This is a genomic window from Pseudomonas sp. Root562 (genome assembly GCF_001427125.1).
GTDB lineage: Bacteria > Pseudomonadota > Gammaproteobacteria > Pseudomonadales > Pseudomonadaceae > Aquipseudomonas.
Genome location: NZ_LMGK01000024.1, coordinates 21,235 through 42,421 on the forward strand (window position 1 = coordinate 21,235; position 21,187 = coordinate 42,421).

The window sequence follows — 21,187 nt, forward strand, 5'->3', positions numbered from 1 at the left end:
GCGAGCAGGCTCGCTCCTACAGGGTTTTGCGTCAGGGCTCGAGGCCAATGGGGAAGAACTCGCCGCCGCTCCAAACACCCAGCCAACGCTGCCCGTCCAGTTCACGGCTCACCGCCAGTTCCACCAATTGATAGAACACATTGCGATGGATCAGCGCTTCGAGGTTGGTGCGCACATGCACATAGGGCGCGGGTTCTTGTGTGAGCGGATCAATCACCACGCGAATCGGGTGTTCAGCACCGGCTTCGGTGGTTTCGTCGACATTGGTGGTGAAGCGCAAAACCTGCTGTTCACCCTCGCCTTCCACGTCCACGGCAATCGCCACAAACGGCGCGTCATCGACTTTGATGCCAACCTTTTCAACCGGGGTAATCAGAAAGTAATCATCGCCGTCGCGGCGAATGATCGTGGAGAACAGCTTGACCATCGGCTTGCGTCCAATCGGCGTGCCCAGGTAGTACCAGGTACCGTCCCGGGCGATGCGCATATCGATATCGCCGCAGAAGTCAGGATTCCACAAGTGGACCGGTGGCAAGCCTTTGGTCTTGGGGATTTGCCCCAACAGGTCGTTGGCTTTTTGCGGGCCACTCATGGCGTTCTCCTTGAAATTACTGATCGCTGAGGCCCAACAGGCCACGAGCATATTGCTCCAGTGGCGGGCCCATCAGGTCTTCGGGTTTTTCGTCGTGGAACGTCAGCAAACCGCCACGACTCTTGATACGTGCAGTATCAATCAAATACTGGGTGCTGGTCTCGATCAACATGATTTGAATCACGCCGGTATCGACGCCAAGGCGATCCACGGCTTCCTGATCCAGCCACTCATCGGAGTTGCCGATGCGGTCATCGGATTTGGCGAATCGCGTGTAAAGCAGATAATGCGCACCCAGGGCACGGGCTTCGCTCATCGCCTGATCGAGGCCTTCCGGCACGCGCGCGCGGCGCACCATCGGAAAGTATTCGATGAAGCCGTCGAAGGCGACTTCGGCGATCACGTTTGGCCGAGGGTACACGGCACTGCCCGGCGGCACGAACGCGCCCTGAGCGATGTAGACGAACGAGTCCGGCTGAATGCGCAGGTTGTTCACGCGGCGGCTGTCGCTGTGATCCAGCAGGCCTGCATCGCTCATATGGTAGCGAGTCCCTTCGGCCATATCGCTGACGTTCATGCAGCCACCGAGCGCCAAAACGGCCAGCAGCAAAACCAGGCTACGCATCCTATCCTCCAGAGGCCGGTGACGGAAAACCGGCGAATGGCCGTGGGATGCAGATTTTGCGCCATTCCTTGCGATCACGGATATTTCCGGATTGATCATGTGGCCTGTGGCGAGGGAGCTTGCTCCCGCTCGGCTGCGCAGCAGTCGTAAATACTGAGGAATACTGTGTATTTGATCATTTAGGGCTGCTTCGCACCCCAGCGGGAGCAAGCTCCCCCGCCACAGGGGTCAATCAGCCGCCGATAATCTTCATGACGGTAGCGCCACCTGAGAACGCCACCTCCTGCTTGTCCCCAAGGGCTTTCACCAGCAATCGCTGCAAGGCCGGCAACGCCTGATGGCGCGGCTTGTCCAGCAAATCACCGACATAGTGGCGATTGCTCGACGACAGGCAGCCATGCAGCCATCCTGTGGAGGAAAGACGCAAGCGCGAACAAGTCCGACAGAACGGCACGCTTTCATTGGCGATCACGCCGAAATGCCCAAGCCCGGGAATCTCGTAGCGCACCGCCGTCGCATCCACCGGCGCATCGGCCTGCAAATATTCATAACGCTCGCCGATCAGACTCAGCAATTGCTGCAGGCTGACGAACTGTTGCAGAAAGCCATTGGAGTCGCTGGCCAGGTGGCCCATGCGCATCAACTCGATGAAGCGCAGCTCATAACCCCGCTCCAGGCAATAATCGAGCAACGGCATCACCTGATCGAGGTTCTGCCCGCGCAGCGGCACCATGTTCACCTTGATCTTCATGCCGGCCTTGCGTGCCTGATCCATGCCGTCTAGCACGGTAGCCAGGTCGCCGCCACGGGCAATGCTGCGGAAGGCGCTGGCGTCGAGGGTATCGAGGGAAACGTTGATGCGCCGAATACCTGCATCCACCAACAGCGGCAGTTTCTTCGCCAGCAACTGACCATTGGTGGTCAGGCTGATGTCTTGCAGGCCCATCTGCCCGACCGCATTCATGAAGGTTTCGAGTTTGGGGCTGACCAGCGGTTCGCCACCGGTGATGCGCAAACGCTCGATGCCGGCCGCTTCGATCAGATAGGCCACACCACGCGCCATGGCCTCTGCCGACAGTTCATCCTGCGCAGCCACCAACCGCTTGCCATTGGGCACGCAGTAGGTACAGGCGTAATTGCAGGCTGATGTCAGGCTGACTCGCAAATTGCGAAAACGCCTGCCTTGACGGTCAACGATCATGGCCACTCCGGCGAAAGGATATTCGGATTGCTAAAACTTGACTCACAAATCAAGTTTTAGCAAGTCCTATGCCTGAGTATATTCCTGCGGTACTGCCTCATGTAGCGAAATCATGGGGCAATAAGGCTGCTGAATGGCTCAGCTGCTCGGGGTGTCGGTGTCGCGCTTGCGCTTGTTGCCCATGCGCACACCGATGTCCATCAGGAACTGGAAGAACCCTTCCTGATCTTCCAGCACATTGCTCCAGAACGGCGAGTGATACAGCGCTACCGCGCCGTGCACCAACGCCCAGGACGCGCAGTAATGGAAGTACGGCGGCACGTCTTCGAGCTTGCCTTCGCTGATCCGGCCCTTGATCAACAGGGTCAGGCGTTCGAAGTTCGAGGCACGGATCTTGTGCAGCTCCTCGATCATCTCCGGGACCTGGTTGCCCTTGACCACCTTTTCTTCCAGGCGATCGAACAAGCGATAACGTTGCGGATCGCGCATGCGGAATTCGAAATAGGCGCGGGACAGGGCTTCCTTGTCCTTGTCGACGTCGGCCGAATGCAGCAATTCGTTCAAATCGCGCTCGTAATCGAGCATCAGGCGCAGATAAATCTCGGCCTTGGATTTGAAGTGCTTGTAGATCGTGCCTTTGCCGATACCGACGGCATCAGCAATCATCTCGACGGTGACACTGTCTTCACCTTGTTCGAGGAACAGCTTGAGCGCGGTATCGAGAATTTCTTGCTCGCGGCGACGAAACTCACGGACCTTACGAGGTTCTTTATGCATAAGAAAAGGTCTGTAGGGGTCAAAATTCGAAGCCGCGTATTATGCCTAACTTGCGCCAAAATGCACGGATCATCCGACCATATCTGTGTTTTCTGGTCATTTTGCGCACGCTGCAAGGTTGATGAGAACTCTTCTGAAGCGCCCGTATTCCAAATTTGTTTAAAAACCCCGGTTCTCAAACTGGACTGGGCGCAATACTGATCAATACTTGAACTGTCGGCGGGACATCTCCCCCAAGTGTCACGCCGATATTGGTACCAACGGACCGCGTACCATTGTTTTACTCCTAATGGTCTTAACCCGGATTCACCCCCCAGAACCCGGGTTTTTTTTGCCTGCGATTTAACGACCAAAGCCCCGTGGGCGCGGCCCCAGGCTGCGATTTGTTTCTGGCGTTACGACACTGCCCTGACATGCGCCAGGGGAAACAATCGCTGGAAGTTTTCGGTGGTCTGTTCAGCAAATCGCTCGTAGGACTCGCCGCGCAACATTGCCAGAAATTCCGCAACTTCTCGCACGTACTGCGGCAGGTTCGGTTTGCCGCGATGAGGAATCGGTGCCAGGTACGGCGAATCGGTTTCCACCAGCAAGCGGTCCGCCGGCACCTTGCTCGCCACATCACGTAATGCGTCCGCGTTGCGGAACGTGACTATCCCCGACAGGGAAATGTAATACCCCATGTCCAGCGCGGCTTTCGCCATGTCCCAATCTTCGGTGAAACAGTGCAACACGCCCGCCTGAGGCAATGCCGCTTCGCGCAGCAGGTTCAGGGTATCGGCGCGCGCACCACGGGTATGAATGATCACTGGCTTGCCGGTCTGCTGTGCAGCTTGCAAGTGCAATCTGAACGATTCCTGCTGTAACTCGGCTGCCTCGGGCTCGTAGTGATAATCCAGACCGGTTTCCCCGATCGCCACTACGCGCGGGTGATTGAGTTCCTGCAACAGCCAGTCCAGCGCGGGTGCGGCGCCGGGCTGCACATCCAGCGGATGCACGCCGACCGAGCAGTCCACGTCGTCGTATTTCTCGGCCAGGGCTTTGACCTCGGCAGCGTTGTCGACGCTGACGCCGATACACAGAAAGTGCCCTACCCCGCGCTGACGTGCCGCATCCAGTGCGGCATCGAGGGAACCGTCGTGGGCGGCAAGGTCAAGGCGATCAAGGTGGCAATGGGAATCTACGAGCATAAAAATGGCTGCAACTTACATCGTATGAGTGGGACGGTCGGACTTCAGTGCTCCGGCCAGATGGGTTTCGATTCGACTGCGAGCGGTGTCGTCACCGTCGCCGAACTGTACGCCGACACCGGCGGCACGGTTACCCTGCGCGCCTTTGGGCGTGACCCAGGCGACCTTTCCGGCCACCGGGATTTTTTCCGGCTCATCCATAAGATGCAGCAGCATGAATACCTCATCGCCCAACTTGTAGCTCTTGTTGGTCGGGATAAACAGGCCACCGTTCTTGATGAACGGCATGTAGGCCGCGTAAAGCACGGATTTGTCCTTGATGGTGAGCGACAAAATGCCGTTGCGTGGCCCCGGGCTGACAGATTCGTTCATGCTGACCTCCACTGCTGATGCACAGAGTCTAGGCGCAGACCGTCACCTCTGGGTAGGCAAGGATGCCCATTGCACCAGCAGGGCCTCCAGCAGCAAGACCCGATTGAGGTTGGCCTTGCTCAACACCTTCTGGCGCTGGGCGAGAATCCAGTCCTGGATATTCAGGACTTTGTCTTGCGCCGATTTCTGAGCCAGGTACTGAATCACCTTGCGCATGTCGGTCAGCCCCAAGCCTTCTTCATCCTGGGTCAACTGATAGCGCAGGATCAGACTCGACCAGTCGCAGAACCAGTCGAAGAGCAACAATAGCGGGATCGCATTCCAACCCTCGGCCAGTTGCGTCGGCGATTGCTGCTGCTTGAGCAATTTCTTTACCCCTTCGACCACTTGCGCACGCTGCTCGCGAACGCCCTGGGCCTGCAGGTTGACGGCGGCCAGAGGAGAGCCGGCAGCCAACGTCAGCAATTCAACCCGTTCGTCTTCCGAACAATCGGGCAAGGCCTTGGCCAGCCAGGCCTGGCTCATGGCTTCGCTTGGCAGCGGACAGGCCTGCTGCACGCAGCGACTCTTGATGGTCGGCAGCAGACGGCTGGGCTGGTGACTGACCAACAGCAGCACCGTGTCGCCTGAAGGTTCTTCAAGGCTTTTGAGCAAGGCATTGGCCGCGTTGATGTTCATCGACTCGACCGGCTCGATCAGCACCACTTTGCGTCCGCCCAACTGCGCGGTCTGCACCACGAAACTGACCAGGTCGCGAACCTGATCGACCTTGATCGCCTTGTCGGCTTCTTCCGGCTCCAGGATGTAATTGTCCGGATGACTGCCTGCCTTGAGCAACAGGCAGGATTTGCATTCTCCACAGGCGTCCTGAGCAGTTGGACGCTGGCACAACAGGCTGGCCATCAAACGCTCGGCCAACGCCCGCTTGCCGATCCCGGCCGGGCCGTGCAACAAATAGGCATGCGCGTGCTGAGCACGACCGGCCAGTTGTTGCCACAGACTGTCCTGCCACGGATAGGCTTCAGCCACGGGTCAACTCCAGCAGACGTGGGAGCAAGGCGTCCAGAGCCAGCTGAACCTGCGCCAGCGATTGCGCGGCGTCGACCAGGACATAACGTGCCGGCTCCGCGGCTGCGCGCGTGAGGAAGGCATTGCGCACGGCATCGAAAAAGGCCCGGCCCTCCAGCTCAAAACGATCCAGACGTCCGCGTGCACTGGCGCGGGCCAGACCGACTTCCACCGGCAGATCGAAGATCAGCGTCAGGTCGGGGCGCAGATCACCCTGGACAAAGGTTTCCAGCGCGGCGATTCGCTCCAGTGACAAGCCGCGGCCGCCACCCTGATAGGCATAAGTCGAATCCGTGAAACGATCACACAAGACCACCGCACCACGGGCCAGCGCCGGGCGAATCACCTCGGCCAGATGCTGGGCACGCGCTGCAAATACCAGTAGCAGTTCGGTGTCCGGATTCATCACCTCATCCACCGGGGCCAGCAGCACTTCACGAATGCGCTCGGCCAACGGTGTACCTCCCGGCTCACGGGTCAGCACGACCTCGATACCGGCTGCGCGCAGGCGCTCGGCCAGGTATTCACGATTGGTGCTCTTGCCGGCGCCTTCCGGGCCTTCCAGCGTAATAAACAAGCCAGTCACAGGCAGTCCTTAGTCAGAATCATTGCGGGTTTTGCGGCGCGGCTGCATCCGGTGCGGGCGTAGGTGCAGGTTCTTGTGGCGGCACTTGCGGCAAAGCCTCGGGAGTGATGTTGGGAGATGCGGCCGGGATCGGCGTCTGGTCCGGCTCAGCCTGAGGCTCTTCGGTTTGAGGTTCCTCAATCGCATTTTCCGGCGATTCGGGCGCAGTCACCGGTGCGGGGCTGGAACGGTAATCGGCGCGACGCTTGAGCTGATACTCTCGCACGGCATTGTTGTGGGCATCCAGGTCATCGGAAAACACATGGCTGCCATCACCGCGAGCAACGAAATAGAGGCTGCTGCCCTCCACCGGATTCAGCGCCGCGTGGATCGCTTCACGGCCAACCATGGCTATCGGAGTCGGCGGCAGGCCGGAAATCATATAGGTGTTGTAAGGCGTCGCTTCCTTGAGATGGGCGCGAGTCAGCTTGCCGTTGTAACGATCGCCCAGGCCATAAATGACCGTCGGATCAGTTTGCAACAGCATGCCCATCGCCATGCGCCGCACGAACACGCCGGCAATCTGCCCGCGCTCCTGTGGCACGCCGGTTTCCTTCTCCACCAGCGAGGCCATGATCAGGGCCTGATACGGACCGCTGTAGGGCAAATCGGAGGCACGCTGATTCCACTCCTTCGCCAACACTTCATCGAGACGGTCGTAGGCCGTCTTCAGCAGCTCGACGTCGGTCATGCCCCGCACGAAACGATAGGTGTCGGGGAAGAACCGTCCTTCCGGGAAAACCCCGGTATGACCAAGCTTGTCCATGACCTGGCTGTCGCTCAGACCGTCAAGGGTTTGCTCGATCTTTTCCTCTTTGGCCAGCGCCGCACGGACTTGATGGAAATTCCAGCCTTCGACCAGCGTCAGGCTGTATTGCACCATTTCACCGCGCTTCCACAGGTCGATCAGACCTTCGACTGTCATGCCGGGCGTCATGCGGTATTCGCCGCTGTGCAAAGGCTGCTTGGGCAGGTTGAAGCGCCAGTAAACGCGCAACCAGAACGCATCCTTGATGATGCCGTCGGCTTCCATTCGCAAAAAGGTGCGGTTCGGTGTGGTGCCTTTGGGCACCTCCAGCAATTCTTCCTGAGTAATGTTCAGCGGCTGAACCAGCGCCGAATGAATTTTCCAGGCAGAAGCACCCAACATCAGCCCCGCCAGAACCAGTCCGGTTTCCAGCAGCAGCAAGAATTTACGTCTCACGTATCAAACATCCAGTAGCGCACGGGCAATGGTTTGAAGTTTACGGGTGAGCGGCCCAACCGGCCAGCTCAGTGCGCCACAGGCATGCACTGGCCACACGCCATAAACGCTGTTGCAGACAAAGACTTCATCTGCCGATTGCAGCTGATCCAGCGTGATATCGGTGATTTGCGTGGGAATGCCCAGTGACTCGGCTTGAAACAATAATTCGGCACGCATCACCCCTTCCACGCCGCAGCGGTTCAGATCGGCGGTGATCAGCACGTCATCGCATACCATGAACAGGTTGCTGAACACTCCCTCGATGACGCGGCCAGCCCGGTCGAGCATCAAGCCCTCGGCATGGTCGCTATCTTGCCATTCGGAACGGGCGAGCACCTGTTCCAACCGATTCAAGTGTTTGAGTCCGGCAAGCAGGGGCTGATCTGAAAGGCGTGTAGTACAGGGAAACAAGCGGATGCCTTGCTCGGCATGCGCGGCTGGATACGTCGCCGGAGGATTACCCAGCAAGATGCGGCGGGCTTGAACAGAGGGGTCAAAGGCATATCCGCGCAAACTGTCACCACGGGTGATGATCAGCTTGAGAACGCCTTCGTCGAGCTTTGCAGCGTAGTTGAGCAGCTCTGTAACCATGGTGCCATGATCGAGGTTGATTGCCAGCCGCTGACACCCTCTGGTCAACCGCAATACATGGCGATCCAGCATCACCGGGAAACCATTGCGCACGGCGATGGTCTCGAACAAACCATCGCCGTAAGCCAGGCCGCGATCTTTCAGCGACAGCGTGTCAGCCGGCTGACCGTCGACCCAGCTTTCCATCAACCTGCGAACCGGCGGAACACCAGCGAGCCGTTGGTGCCGCCAAAACCGAAGGAGTTGGACAGAACCACATCGATATCCATGTTGCGCGCCGTGTGCGGTACGAAATCGAGATCGCAGCCTTCATCCGGCTCATCCAGGTTGATGGTCGGTGGTGCCACCTGGCTGTTGATCGCCAGCACGCTGAAGATCGCTTCAACCGCGCCGGCCGCACCGAGCAGGTGACCGGTCATCGACTTGGTAGAACTGACCGCCAGGTTGTAGGCGTGCTCGCCGAACACCGACTTGATCGCACTGACTTCCGCGAGGTCGCCGGCAGGAGTCGAAGTACCGTGGGCATTGATGTACTGCACTTGGTCGCCATTGATTTTGGCATCGCGCAGCGCATTGGTGATGCAGCGGGCAGCACCGGCGCCGTCGGCGGGTGGCGAGGTCATGTGGTAAGCATCGCCGCTGGTACCGAAACCGATCAGCTCGGCATAAATGGTCGCGCCACGGGCCTTGGCGTGCTCCAGTTCTTCCAGAACCAGCGCACCGGCACCGTTGGACAATACGAAGCCATCGCGGCCCTTGTCCCATGGACGGCTGGCGCGGGTCGGCTCGTCATTGCGGGTCGACAGTGCGCGGGAGGCACCAAAGCCGCCCATGCCCAGGCCGCAGGCGGCCATTTCGGCGCCACCGGCAATCATCACGTCAGCTTCGTCGTACATGATGTTGCGCGCTGCCATGCCGATGCAGTGCGTACCGGTGGTACATGCCGTGGCGATGGCATAGTTAGGCCCCTGTGCACCCAGGTGGATGGACAGGAAGCCGGAAATCATATTGATGATCGAGCCGGGTACGAAAAACGGAGAAATCCGTCGCGGGCCGGTTTCGTGCAGCGTGCGGCTGGTTTCTTCGATATTGGTCAAGCCGCCAATACCCGAACCCATGGCCACGCCGATGCGCTCGCGGTTGGCGTCGGTGACTTCCAGGCCCGCATTGCGCACTGCCTGAAAACCTGCGGCCAGACCGTACTGAATGAACAGGTCGAGCTTGCGTGCTTCCTTGAGCGACAGGTATTCCTCGACATTGAAGCCCTTTACCGAGCCGCCAAAACGGGTGGAATAGGCAGAAAGGTCGGTGTGTTCGATCAGACCAATGCCACTGCGGCCAGCCAGAATGCCCTGCCAACTGCTCGGCACATCCGTGCCCAGTGGCGACAACATACCCATACCGGTGACTACGACGCGTCTACGCGACACAGCACTCTCCTTTTTTCAAATGACGACTTTGCATCAGGCCTAAAGAAAAAACCGCACGCCATGATGGCAGTGCGGTTTTTCCATGACAGCAAGCAACGATTACAAACTATTACGCCTGATGGCTAGTAACGTAGTCGATTGCAGCTTGTACAGTAGTGATCTTCTCAGCTTCTTCGTCAGGGATTTCGGTCTCGAATTCCTCTTCCAGAGCCATCACCAGCTCAACGGTGTCAAGGGAGTCAGCACCCAGGTCTTCAACGAAGGAAGCAGTGTTGACCACTTCTTCTTCTTTAACGCCCAGTTGCTCGGCAACGATTTTCTTGACGCGCTCTTCGATGGTGCTCATACCTTGTTTTCACTCCTAATGGACAAATTCAGGCAGCTGGCCAGTGGGTAAGTGTATAGAAAGACTTTTCAGTTTTTCAACTGAAAGCTTCACTCCTCAAACCCGGTGACCCTCTGCCTATAAATAGATTGCAGCTTTATAACGGATTTTAGACAGCTCGTATGACATTTTTTTTGAAGCAATCCGTCACATTTAACTCATGTACATCCCGCCGTTCACCGGGATTGTAGCCCCAGTAACGTAAGCCGCACCGTCGGAGGCAAGAAAAGCGACCACAGACGCGATCTCTTGAGCTTGTCCCAGACGACCCAGCGGAATCTGCGTCTGCAAGGCTTCACGCTGTGCCTCGGGCAGTTCGCGGGTCATATCGGTATCAATGAACCCTGGAGTCACCGAGTTTACCGTAATCGAACGCGAACCGACTTCACGCGCCAGTGCACGGCTGAAACCTTCCAGACCGGCCTTGGCGGCAGCGTAGTTTACTTGGCCTGCGTTGCCCATGGCACCCACAACCGAGCCAATACTGATAATTCGTCCCCAACGGGCTTTGGTCATACCGCGCAAAACGCCCTTGGACAGGCGGAACAGACTGTTCAGGTTGGTATCGACAACGTCATGCCACTCGTCGTCTTTCATGCGCATCATCAGGTTATCGCGGGTGATACCGGCATTGTTGACCAGAATCGCCGGCGCACCGAACTGCTCCTGAATGCTCGCCAGGACAGCCGCCACGGACTCGTCGCTGGTGACATTGAGCTCAATGCCGGTGCCCTGGATACCGTTTTCCTTCAAAGTGGCGGCAATACGCTCGGCACCCGAAGCGGTGGTCGCGGTGCCAACAACGATGGCGCCCTGACGACCCAGCTCCAGGGCGATGGCCTGGCCGATGCCACGGCTTGCACCGGTGACCAGTGCAACTTTACCTTGCAGACTCATGCAAGTTTCTCCTGATTCAGGCCAACGCTGCACGGGCGGCAGCGAAAGCGTCTGGGGTATTGAGGTTGGAAGTCGATACGCCTTCGGCGCAGCGTTTGTTCAGGCCGGCGAGCACTTTGCCAGGACCGCACTCGACCAGATTGGTCGCACCCTTGGCTGCCAGCGCCTGGACCGACTCGACCCAGCGTACAGGCTTGTAAAGCTGTTCAAGCAGATCGCGCTTGAGGGTTTCCAGATCGGCAGGCACATCGGCACTGACGTTCTGCACCAGCGGAATTTGCGGAGCCTGCCAGTCGATCGCTGCGATCGACTCGGCAAAACGCTCAGCAGCCGGACGCATCAGCTCGCAGTGCGACGGCACGCTGACCGGCAACGGCATGGCACGCTTGGCACCACGCGCCTTGCAACCTTCGATGGCACGCTCGACCGCGGCCTTGGCACCGGCGATCACCACCTGGCCAGGGGAGTTGAAGTTGACCGCGCTGACCACTTCACCTTGCGCCGCTTCGGCGCAGGCTGCCAGCACATCGGCGTCGTCCAGACCAAGGATCGCGGCCATGCCGCCCTGCCCGGCCGGAACGGCTTCCTGCATCAACTGACCACGACGCTCGACCAGCTTCACCGCGTCGCCGAGGCTCAGGCTGCCAGCGGCAACCAGTGCGCTGTATTCACCCAGGCTGTGACCGGCAACATAAGCCGGGCGCGCGCCGCCTTCTGCCAGCCACAAGCGCCACAGGGCGATCGAAGCGGTCAGGATTGCCGGTTGGGTTTTATCGGTTTGATTGAGTTGCTCTTCCGGCCCTTGCTGGGTCAGTGCCCACAGGTCGTAACCCAGAGCATCGGAGGCTTCTTTGAATGTTTCGAGGACAACCGGATGTTGCGCGCCCAACTCGGCCAGCATGCCGAGGGACTGCGAACCTTGTCCCGGAAAGACGAATGCGAGGGAAGCAGACATGTAACAAGCCCCTAATGATCTTGTCGTCGGAGAATTGACGTCCCGCCATCGGGGACGCAAGAAACTGACAGTTGGATGGCCAATTGAACTGAGCGGTCACATTTAAGCATTGTCCGACGAAAACGCCTAAAGCAACAAATCCTCCAGACGACCGTGAATGCGTTCTGGCAGATTTTCCTGAATTTCGATCAAGGCGCGGGAAATAGCACTCTGAAAACCCTGCACCCCGGCGGAACCGTGGCTTTTAACGACAATACCCTGCAAGCCGAGAAAGCTCGCGCCGTTATGTCGCGCCGGCGCCAGGTCAGCCTGCAGACGCTTCATCAGCGGCAGCGCCAACGCACCCACCATGCGCGAAGGCAGGCTTTTCTTGAACAACGCTTCGATTCGCCCGGCGATCATGGTCGCCAGCCCCTCGCTGGACTTGAGCAGGATATTGCCGACAAACCCGTCGCACACCACCACGTCCGCCTCGCCACGGTACAAGCCGTCACCTTCGACGAAACCGATGTAGTTGATACCACGGGCACTTTGCAACAAGGTTGCAGCCAGCTTGACCTGCTGATTGCCCTTGATGTCCTCGGTGCCGATGTTCAGCAAGGCCACCCGTGGACGAACAATACCCAAGGTTTCTGCCGCGACCGAGCCCATCACTGCAAATTGCAGCAGATGTTCGGCACTGCAATCGACATTGGCCCCCAGGTCGAGCAACTGGCAGTAACCTTTCTGCGTCGGAATCGCCGCCACCATGGCCGGGCGATCGATACCCGGCAACGTCTTGAGCACAAACCGCGACAACGCCATCAACGCGCCGGTATTGCCAGCACTGACACACGCCTGAACCTTGCCGTCGCGCAATAACTCAAGCGCCACGCGCATCGACGAATCGGGCTTGCCACGCAGGGCCTGGGCAGGTTTCTCGTCCATGGTGATGACTTCGGACGCCGGAGCAATCGACAGGCGCGCGCGATCCACAGCCGAATGGCCAGCGATCAGTTCTTCAAGAAGGGAGGGTTGACCGACGAGGGTCAGGTGTAGCGAGGGTGTAGCAGACAGGCAAGCAAGGCTGGCCTGGACAATGCTGCGGGGACCGAAGTCCCCGCCCATTGCGTCAATCGCGATGACTTGAGCGGACAAGTGATTACTCGTCAGCGCCCTTGTCGATCACTTTACGGCCACGGTATACGCCTTCTGGCGATACGTGGTGACGCAGGTGAACTTCACCGGTGGTTTTTTCTACAGACAGGGTGCTAGCCTCGAGAGCGTCGTGCGAACGGCGCATGTCACGGGCAGAGCGGGATTTTTTGTTCTGCTGAACAGCCATAATTGATTAACTCCTAAACGTTTGGGTCACGCTTTAACTGCGCCAATACACTGAACGGGTTGGACCGCGTTACCTCGTCCTCGCTCGGTTCGGGCTCATCTGCTCCCGCCGGCTGCTGGCATTCTTCCGGATGATGAGCAGGCACAATGGGCAAGGCGAGCAGAAGCTCCTCCTCGATCAGTGACTGCAGATCCAATGGATCTTCGCCCAGTTCCAGCACGTCATAACCTTTCGGCAACGACTGGGTATTCGCACCCTCCTTCACCACAGCATAACTGCATTCGCTATGGATCGGCAGGGTGACCAGCTCAAGACAACGCTGGCAAACCATTTTGACTTCAGTGTCGATAAAGCTGTGAATTACCACAGATTTACGTTCATCTCGTTCAAAAACGAATTTAGCCTGCACCGTACCGACATTGTCGGAAAGCGGGTCGCAGAGTCTCTCCAAATCGGCCAGCAGCATTTCACCTTGAAGGGTGGTGCCACGGTCAGCCAATTTGCGCGGGTCAACGTGAGGTGGAATCGGGTCATTCAACATAGGCGCAGCATTATAGGGATGCACCCGCCCATGTCAAAGGAAATTCAGCCCTGTCCGTCACTTGGAAGCCTCGCTAGAATTCGCACCTGCCATTTGGAGTTGCGCATGCTGCCTTTATTACTTGCTTCCAGCTCGGTCTATCGCCGGGATTTGCTGGCCCGCCTGCGGCTGCCGTTCACTTGCAGCTCTCCGGACATTGATGAAAGCCATCGCCCCGGCGAGCCTGCCATTGATCTGGTAAAACGTCTCGCCGAGCACAAAGCCCGCGCACTGGCGCACAGCCATGCCGCTCATCTGATCATCGGTTCCGACCAGGTCGCCGTACTCGGCGACAAGATTATCGGCAAACCCCACACCTTCGAAAAGGCCCGCGAACAGCTGCTGGCCTCAAGCGGTGCCAGCGTGACCTTCCTGACTGGACTGGCGCTGCTCAACAGCGAGACCGGCCACTGCCAGGTCGACTGCGTGCCGTTCACCGTACACATGCGCACACTCGAGGCAGCGCGCATCGAACGCTACCTGCACGCCGAGCAGCCCTACGATTGCGCGGGCAGCTTCAAGGCCGAAGGCCTGGGTGTGAGCCTGTTTCAAAGCACCGAAGGTCCTGACGCCACCAGCCTTGTCGGCCTGCCGCTGATCCGCCTGATCGACATGCTGCTGGCCGAGGGCGTGCAAATCCCCTGAGGCATCCTGTGGCGAGGGAGCTTGTCGGATCGCTTTTGGGGCCGCTTCGCGCCCCTGCGGGAGCAAGCTCCCTCGCCACGGGCACAATGTTCACCCTCAAGTGAACAGCATTACGCAAATGTGGGGCCGGTTTTCTTGATTGTGTCGAAATCAGCGCAACGACGGACCGTTGAACCCCATCCACATCGCCAAATGCTCAGCCACGCTGGCACCAAGCTTTTTCGAGAAGCGGTCGAATGGCGATTCCTGAACGGTGAAGTCGACCAGTTCTTTTTCCCCGATTACATCACGCGCAACCGAACTGGCATTGCCCAGGCCATCCACCAGCCCCAGCGGCAAAGCCTGCTCGCCAGACCATACGAGGCCGGAAAACAGCTCCGGATGCTCTTTGTCCTTCAGGCGATCGCCCCGACCCTGCTTGACGCTGTTGATGAACTGCTTGTGCGTGGTGTCGAGCACGCCTTGCCAGAACGCTGTTTCTTCAGGCTTTTGCGGCTGGAACGGATCAAGAAAGGACTTGTGCTCGCCCGAGGTGTAGGTGCGACGCTCGACACCCAGCTTTTCCATGGTGCCGACGAAACCGTACCCGGCCGCCGTCACACCGATGGAACCCACCAGACTCGCCTTGTCGGCGTAGATCTGATCGGCAGCACTGGCGATGTAGTAGGCACCGGAAGCACCCAGATCGGAAATCACTGCGTAGAGCTTGGTATCAGGGTGCAGACCACGCAAACGACGGATCTCGTCATAGACGTAGCCTGACTGCACCGGACTGCCACCCGGGCTGTTGATGCGCAGGATGACACCTTTGACCTTCTTGTCCTCAAAGGCCGCACGCAGACTGCCAACGATATTGTCGGCGCTGGCCGGCTCCTTGTCGGCGATCATGCCATTGATGTCGATCAGCGCGGTGTAGTTGCCGCTGCGGGTAGCGGCTTTTTCCATGTCCATCAGCGGCGAGAACAACAACAGCGCGCCAAACAGGTACACAAAGGTCAACAGCTTGAAGAAAATCCCCCAACGCCGGGAACGGCGCTGCTCCTGAACGCCCGCCAGCAAGGTTTTTTCCAACAGCTTCCAGCTCTTCTCGTCACCGCTCTCTGCGCTCGCCTTGGCGGGTGCTTTCCATTCGTCGGTCATGACATCTACCCCAGCAAAAACGTATTAAGCCGGCTGACTCAGCCAGGCATGCAATTCTGAAAAGTGATCGATGGCCAAGCGAGGCTCGAACAGCTTCAACGACTCGATCGATTGGGCGCCATAGCTGACCGCGACCGAATCCATGCCGGCGTTGCGCGCCATCTGCAAATCGAAGGATGAGTCGCCGACCATCAGCGCCTGTTCCGGGCGAACCTCGCAATGCGCAAGAATCTGCTCAAGCATCAGTGGGTGAGGCTTGCTGGCGGTTTCGTCGGCGGCACGAGTGATATCGAAATAGTCAGCCCAACCGTGCGCATTCAACACCCGATCCAACCCACGCCGAGCCTTGCCCGTTGCGACTGCCAGGTGATATCCCTCGGCGCGAAACGCCTGCATCGATTCAACCACCCCCTCGAACAACGGAGAAGGCACCGCCTCCGAGGCGATGTAGTGGTCGGCATAGTGCTCGCGAAAGGCGATCAGCTCGCTATCGCTGATGTCCGGATACAGCGTGCGGATCGCCTCCGGCAACCCCAGCCCGATGATGCCCTTGACGGCGAGATCATCGCGCAATTGAAAACCGGATCGCTCGGACGCCACATGCATCGCTTCGACAATCCGACCAATGGAATCAGCCAGGGTGCCATCCCAATCGAATATCAGCAGTTTGTAATCAGATGGGCGCACTCAATCGCTCCACAGTCTTGGCCCACATTTCGTCGACCGGCGCCTGCAACTTGAGTTCACCGCCATCGGGCAGCGGCACGGTCAGCATGTAGGCGTGCAGGAACAGCCGCTTGCCGCCCAGATCACGGATTTCCTTGCTGAAATCGTCATCACCGTACTTGCTGTCGCCGGCAATACAGTGCCCGGCGTGCAAGGTATGGACGCGGATCTGGTGGGTACGGCCGGTAATAGGCTTGGCTTCGATCAGGGTGGCAAAGTCGCCAAAGCGACGCAGGACCTTGAACACGGTCACGGACTCTTTGCCCTCTTCCTCGTCCACCTCGACCATTCGCTCGCCGGAGCGCAGGTTGCTCTTGCCGAGCGACGCCCGGACCTGCTTGATCGAGGACGCCCAGTTACCGCGAACCAGCGCCATGTAGCGCTTGTCGACGCCATCGCCGCGCAGTGCCGTATGCAAGTGACGCAACATGCTGCGCTTCTTGGCGATCATCAGCAGGCCGGAAGTGTCGCGGTCCAGACGGTGAACCAGTTCCAGCTCCTTGCAATCGGGACGCAACTGACGAAAGGCTTCGATCACCCCGTAATTCAAGCCACTGCCGCCGTGAACCGCAATGCCGCAAGGCTTGTTGATCACGAGCAGCGCCTTGTCTTCGTAGACAATCGAGGCCTCGAGTCGCTGCAGCAGGCCTTGTGCCAGCGGCACGGGTTCGTCGCGCTCAGGCACGCGAACCGGCGGCACGCGCACGATATCGCCCGCCTGCAGCTTGTATTCGGGCTTGATCCGACCTTTGTTCACCCGCACTTCGCCTTTGCGCAAAATGCGATAAATCAAGGTCTTGGGCACGCCTTTGAGCCGAGCGAGAAGGAAGTTATCAATACGTTGGCCGGCATATTCCGGCGAGACCTCAAGCAGTTGTACGCCTGGGGTCGAAGGGGCAGTAGTCGTCATGGCGCGGATGATAACAATTTTTTATGGAATTGAAGCACTTAATCATTGCTGCTATAGTCGCGAACGCCGCCAAAAGCGGCCTGGACAGCGGAGCAACGGTCAAAAACCGACCCTGACCAACGCAATTCACCAGGACGCGAGGCCGTCCTACGGGGCTTTCGCTACGTAACGGTGGAGTTTGCAGGTGTAACGAGCGCAGGTGACATGAGGCCTGAATCACGCCGCAAAGCAGAGTTTTGACTCGTTTTGCGCGCCATATTCACGGCCAGTTCACAAAGTGCAGTCAGCTGCGAATGACCCCGAGCGAACGCTTCGGAAACATTGCCTAAATTAGCCATGATGCGTGACCTCCCCTTTCGGAGCTCACGGTAAATGCCAACCCGCTGCGGATTCTGCGCGCGGCAGCACCCGAATTATCAGGGATACGTGTAGGGTGGAGATGCACAACCGCTGGACTGTGTAGCAATAGGCTTTATCAAGACGCTTCATCTCGTCCACAGCCGCCGGTTGATTCCTCCTCCTGACTGAGTGCTTAAGTAGCCACAGCAAGCAGGACGCGTACGTCGCGATGCAGGCCCACATTGGCCGGACATCGCTGGACACGGGAATGGCCAACCACTCCCGACGCACCTGACACCGACCGTGAGAAGTCGTGTGTGCCGAACGCCGTTTCCGGCAGCCCGGAAACCGACGGTACTACATGAAAAGAATGCTGATTAACGCAACTCAACCTGAAGAGTTGCGTGTTGCACTGGTAGATGGCCAACGCCTCTACGACCTGGACATCGAATCCGGTGCACGCGAGCAGAAGAAGGCCAACATCTATAAAGGCCGGATTACTCGCATCGAACCAAGCCTTGAGGCTGCCTTTGTCGATTTCGGCTCCGAGCGCCACGGCTTCCTGCCCCTCAAAGAAATCTCCCGCGAATACTTCAAGAAAGCCCCGGAAGGTCGCGTCAATATCAAGGACGTCCTGAGCGAAGGCCAGGAAGTCATCGTTCAGGTCGAAAAAGAAGAACGTGGCAACAAGGGCGCCGCCCTGACCACCTTCATCAGCCTGGCCGGTCGTTACCTGGTGCTGATGCCGAACAACCCGCGTGCCGGCGGCATCTCCCGTCGCATCGAAGGCGAAGAGCGCAACGAACTGCGTGAAGCGCTGAACGGCCTGGTTGCACCGGCCGACATGGGCCTGATCGTGCGCACTGCCGGCCTGGGCCGCAGCAGCGAAGAAATGCAGTGGGACCTCGATTACCTGCTGCAACTGTGGACCGCCATCAAAGAAGCCTCGCTGGACCGCGCCGCGCCGTTCCTGATCTACCAGGAAAGCAACGTGATCATCCGCGCCATCCGCGATTACCTGCGCCAGGACATCGGCGAAGTGCTGATCGACAGCGTTGAAGCCCAGGACGAAGCCCTGACCTTCATCCGCCAGGTGATGCCGCAGTACGCCAGCAAGATCAAGCTGTACGAAGACAGCGTTCCGCTGTTCAACCGCTTCCAGATCGAAAGCCAGATCGAAACCGCCTTCCAGCGCGTTGTCGAACTGCCTTCCGGCGGCTCCATCGTCATCGATCCGACCGAAGCCCTGGTGTCCATCGACATCAACTCGGCGCGCGCCACCAAAGGCAGCGACATCGAAGAAACCGCCCTGCAGACCAACCTCGAAGCCGCCGAAGAAATCGCCCGTCAGTTGCGCCTGCGCGACATCGGCGGCCTGATTGTCATCGACTTCATCGACATGACCCCTGCCAAGAACCAGCGCGCCGTGGAAGAGAAAGTCCGCGAATGCCTGGAAGCCGACCGCGCTCGCGTGCAAGTCGGTCGCATCTCGCGCTTCGGTTTGCTGGAAATGTCCCGTCAGCGCCTGCGTCCATCCCTGGGCGAAAGCAGCGGCATCGTCTGCCCGCGTTGCAACGGCACCGGCATCATCCGTGACGTTGAATCGCTGTCCCTGGCGATCCTGCGCCTGATCGAAGAAGAAGCCCTGAAAGACCGCACCGCCGAAGTTCGCGCACAAGTGCCGATCCCGGTGGCCGCGTTCCTGCTCAACGAAAAACGCAACTCGATCACCAAGATCGAACTGCGCACCCGCGCCCGCATCGTCATTCTGCCGAACGATCACCTCGAGACGCCGCACTTCGAAGTGCAACGCCTGCGTGATGACAGCCCGGAAGCCGCGACCAACCAGTCCAGCTACGAAATCGCCGCTGCCGCTGCCGAAATCGAAGAAGTCCAGCCAGCCGCTGCGACCCGCACCCTGGTTCGCCAGGAAGCCGCGGTCAAGACCGCTCCGGCCCGCGCCAATGCTCCGGTTCCGACCGAAGTGGTCGCAGCACCTGTTGCCGCCCCTGCCGCCGCGCCAGAGCCAAGCCTGTTCAAGGGCCTGGTGAAGTCGCTGGTCAGCCTGTTCGCCACCAAGGAAGAGCCAGTGGCTCCCGTTGTGGTCGAGAAGCCGGCTACCGAGCGTCCTGCTCGCAACGAAGAGCGTCGCAACGGTCGCCAACAGAGCCGCAACCGTAACGGTCGCCGCGATGAAGAACGCAAGCCGCGCGAGGAACGTGCACCGCGTGAAGAACGCGCACCACGTGAACCACGCGAAGAGCGTCAACCACGCGAAGCCCGGGAAGAGACTCCAGCCGTAGCCCGCGAAGAACGCGCTCCACGCGCTCCGCGTGAAGAACGTGCACCACGCGCTCCACGTGAAGATCGCAAGCCACGTGGCGAGCGTGAAGAACGCGTACGTGAACTGCGTGAGCCACTGGATGCTGCCCCGGCCGCTGCTGCGAGCGTGGAAGAACGTCCGGCCCGCCAGCCACGCGAAGAACGCGCTCCACGCCCACCGCGTGAAGAACGTCAGCCGCGTGCCGAGCAAGCCGCTGCCGCTGTAGCCGAAGAAGAACTGCCAACCAACGAAGAGCAACTGCAGGAAGATGGTCAGGAAGGCGCCGAAGGCGATCGTCCACGCCGCCGCTCCCGTGGTCAGCGTCGCCGCAGCAACCGTCGCGAGCGTCAGCGTGATGCCAACGGCAACGTGATCGAAGGTTCGGAAGAGTCCGAAGCTGGCGACAACGCTGAAGCGCCAAGCACTGCCGATCTGGCCGCCGGCCTGGCTGTTACCGCAGCCGTTGCCAGCAGCGTGATCAGCGCTCCGGCCGAAGCACAAGCTCACGAGCAAGCCGAACGCGCCACTGCCGCCACCCTGGAGACTGCTCCAGTTGAAGCGCCAGTCGTTGAAGCGACCACGCCGGTAGAAGTAACCGCTTCGCCGGAAATCGAAGTGGCCCAGGCACCAGAAGCACAACCTGTGGTTGAAGCGCCTGCTGAACCAGCCGCGGTTGCCGAGGCGCCTGCGGTGGTTGCAGAACCGGTTGTTGAAACCGTGACTGAAACCGTTCGTGAAGTCCGCGAAGAGCAAACTGCGTTCAACTGGGTCGCCGAGCCAGCCGTTGCCGAAACTCCAGCACCGGCTGCCGAAGCTGAAGTGCCTGCAGCGTCGGTTTCCGAACCGGTCGTTGCCGCTGCCGAGCCAGCCCCGGTTGTAGAAGCACCGGTCGTCGCCGAAGCGCCAGCACCTGTCGTTGAAGCGGCTCCGGTCAGCGCCCTGACGCCAAGCGGCCGTGCGCCGAACGACCCGCGTGAAGTGCGTCGTCGCAAGCGTGAAGAAGAGCGCCTGCAGAAGGAAGCCGAACTGGCTGCCGCTGCTGCTCAGACTGAAGCTGCTGTCGCGGCACCGGTTGCTGCCGAAGTGGTCGAGGCAGCACCTGCCCCGGCTGCCGAAGTCGCCGCCGAGCAGGTTGAGTCGGTGATCGAGGAAGCACCGCGCTCCGTACAGGAAGCGGTAGAGCAACACGAACAAGCCGAGGAAAAGGAACACGAGCCTAAACCACTCGTCTGATTCCGTCGGTCAGTAA

At 59.3% G+C, this 21,187-nt stretch carries 22 protein-coding genes; 2 read left to right on the top strand and 20 right to left on the bottom strand.

The genetic code is table 11. From position 1 onward, the window contains the following. Positions 1–31 precede the first annotated feature (31 nt). From ASD60_RS21560 to ASD60_RS21640, 17 genes are all read right to left on the bottom strand, one after another. Complete coding sequence (locus ASD60_RS21560) at positions 32–592, bottom strand: DUF1285 domain-containing protein (protein ID WP_056855924.1); 561 nt, start codon at positions 590–592, stop codon at positions 32–34. A gap of 16 nt (positions 593–608) precedes the next feature. Next, a complete protein-coding gene (locus ASD60_RS21565) occupies positions 609–1,217 on the bottom strand; it encodes a DUF4823 domain-containing protein (RefSeq protein WP_056855925.1) in 609 nt (202 codons plus the stop codon). Positions 1,218–1,449: 232 nt separating this feature from the next. Next, on the bottom strand, positions 1,450–2,418 hold the full coding sequence (locus ASD60_RS21570; RefSeq protein ID WP_056855926.1) for a GTP 3',8-cyclase MoaA: 969 nt from the start codon (positions 2,416–2,418) through the stop codon (positions 1,450–1,452). Positions 2,419–2,556: 138 nt separating this feature from the next. Beyond that, positions 2,557–3,195 (bottom strand): TetR/AcrR family transcriptional regulator, encoded by a 639-nt coding sequence (locus ASD60_RS21575; protein ID WP_034149949.1) that lies wholly within the window; start codon positions 3,193–3,195, stop codon positions 2,557–2,559. A gap of 395 nt (positions 3,196–3,590) precedes the next feature. Further along, positions 3,591–4,382: a TatD family hydrolase gene (locus tag ASD60_RS21580; protein ID WP_056855927.1), complete on the bottom strand. Its 792-nt coding sequence runs from the start codon at positions 4,380–4,382 to the stop codon at positions 3,591–3,593. 15 nt (positions 4,383–4,397) lie between these two features. Next, positions 4,398–4,754 (bottom strand): PilZ domain-containing protein, encoded by a 357-nt coding sequence (locus ASD60_RS21585; RefSeq protein ID WP_056855928.1) that lies wholly within the window; start codon positions 4,752–4,754, stop codon positions 4,398–4,400. A 42-nt stretch (positions 4,755–4,796) separates the two neighbouring features. Next, positions 4,797–5,783 (bottom strand): DNA polymerase III subunit delta', encoded by a 987-nt coding sequence (locus ASD60_RS21590; protein WP_056855929.1) that lies wholly within the window; start codon positions 5,781–5,783, stop codon positions 4,797–4,799. Continuing rightward, positions 5,776–6,408 (bottom strand): dTMP kinase, encoded by a 633-nt coding sequence (gene tmk, locus ASD60_RS21595; RefSeq protein ID WP_056855930.1) that lies wholly within the window; start codon positions 6,406–6,408, stop codon positions 5,776–5,778. Before tmk ends, ASD60_RS21590 begins: the two co-directional genes overlap by 8 nt. 19 nt (positions 6,409–6,427) lie before the next feature. Further along, positions 6,428–7,651 (bottom strand): endolytic transglycosylase MltG, encoded by a 1,224-nt coding sequence (gene mltG, locus ASD60_RS21600; RefSeq protein ID WP_056855931.1) that lies wholly within the window; start codon positions 7,649–7,651, stop codon positions 6,428–6,430. 3 nt (positions 7,652–7,654) lie between these two features. Continuing rightward, complete coding sequence (gene pabC, locus ASD60_RS21605; RefSeq protein ID WP_056855932.1) at positions 7,655–8,470, bottom strand: aminodeoxychorismate lyase; 816 nt, start codon at positions 8,468–8,470, stop codon at positions 7,655–7,657. Beyond that, positions 8,470–9,714: a beta-ketoacyl-ACP synthase II gene (gene fabF / locus ASD60_RS21610; RefSeq protein WP_056855933.1), complete on the bottom strand. Its 1,245-nt coding sequence runs from the start codon at positions 9,712–9,714 to the stop codon at positions 8,470–8,472. Before fabF ends, pabC begins: the two co-directional genes overlap by 1 nt. 109 nt (positions 9,715–9,823) lie before the next feature. Continuing rightward, positions 9,824–10,060: an acyl carrier protein gene (acpP, locus tag ASD60_RS21615; protein ID WP_003175607.1), complete on the bottom strand. Its 237-nt coding sequence runs from the start codon at positions 10,058–10,060 to the stop codon at positions 9,824–9,826. Between the two features lie 192 nt (positions 10,061–10,252). Next, a complete protein-coding gene (fabG, locus tag ASD60_RS21620) occupies positions 10,253–10,996 on the bottom strand; it encodes a 3-oxoacyl-ACP reductase FabG (protein ID WP_056855934.1) in 744 nt (247 codons plus the stop codon). A gap of 16 nt (positions 10,997–11,012) precedes the next feature. Further along, positions 11,013–11,951 carry an ACP S-malonyltransferase gene (gene fabD, locus ASD60_RS21625; protein ID WP_056855935.1) on the bottom strand — a complete coding sequence of 313 codons (939 nt, stop codon included), beginning with the start codon at positions 11,949–11,951 and terminating at the stop codon, positions 11,013–11,015. 126 nt (positions 11,952–12,077) lie between these two features. Continuing rightward, positions 12,078–13,088: a phosphate acyltransferase PlsX gene (gene plsX / locus ASD60_RS21630; RefSeq protein ID WP_082557643.1), complete on the bottom strand. Its 1,011-nt coding sequence runs from the start codon at positions 13,086–13,088 to the stop codon at positions 12,078–12,080. 4 nt (positions 13,089–13,092) lie between these two features. Then, entirely contained in the window at positions 13,093–13,275 is a 183-nt protein-coding gene (gene rpmF / locus ASD60_RS21635) for a 50S ribosomal protein L32 (RefSeq protein WP_003179396.1), read from the bottom strand. Between the two features lie 13 nt (positions 13,276–13,288). Further along, the gene (locus tag ASD60_RS21640; RefSeq protein ID WP_007942001.1) at positions 13,289–13,816 is read right to left on the bottom strand and encodes a YceD family protein; all 528 of its coding nucleotides are present in this window, start codon (positions 13,814–13,816) and stop codon (positions 13,289–13,291) included. Between the two features lie 105 nt (positions 13,817–13,921). Here ASD60_RS21640 and ASD60_RS21645 point away from each other — a divergent pair, with 105 nt between their 5' ends. Further along, the gene (locus ASD60_RS21645; protein ID WP_056855936.1) at positions 13,922–14,500 is read left to right on the top strand and encodes a Maf family protein; all 579 of its coding nucleotides are present in this window, start codon (positions 13,922–13,924) and stop codon (positions 14,498–14,500) included. A gap of 150 nt (positions 14,501–14,650) precedes the next feature. On the opposite strand, the gene ASD60_RS21650 is transcribed toward ASD60_RS21645, so the two are convergent. The 3 genes from ASD60_RS21650 to rluC are packed head-to-tail and all read right to left on the bottom strand — an operon-like array spanning position 14,651 to position 17,276. Continuing rightward, the gene (locus tag ASD60_RS21650; protein ID WP_056855937.1) at positions 14,651–15,640 is read right to left on the bottom strand and encodes a S49 family peptidase; all 990 of its coding nucleotides are present in this window, start codon (positions 15,638–15,640) and stop codon (positions 14,651–14,653) included. A 24-nt stretch (positions 15,641–15,664) separates the two neighbouring features. Continuing rightward, the gene (locus ASD60_RS21655; RefSeq protein WP_056855938.1) at positions 15,665–16,327 is read right to left on the bottom strand and encodes an HAD-IA family hydrolase; all 663 of its coding nucleotides are present in this window, start codon (positions 16,325–16,327) and stop codon (positions 15,665–15,667) included. Then, complete coding sequence (gene rluC / locus ASD60_RS21660) at positions 16,314–17,276, bottom strand: 23S rRNA pseudouridine(955/2504/2580) synthase RluC (protein WP_056855939.1); 963 nt, start codon at positions 17,274–17,276, stop codon at positions 16,314–16,316. Before rluC ends, ASD60_RS21655 begins: the two co-directional genes overlap by 14 nt. Before the next feature lie 700 nt (positions 17,277–17,976). Between rluC and rne the strand changes: the two genes are divergently transcribed. Then, on the top strand, positions 17,977–21,171 hold the full coding sequence (gene rne, locus ASD60_RS21665; RefSeq protein WP_056855940.1) for a ribonuclease E: 3,195 nt from the start codon (positions 17,977–17,979) through the stop codon (positions 21,169–21,171). Positions 21,172–21,187 lie beyond the last annotated feature (16 nt).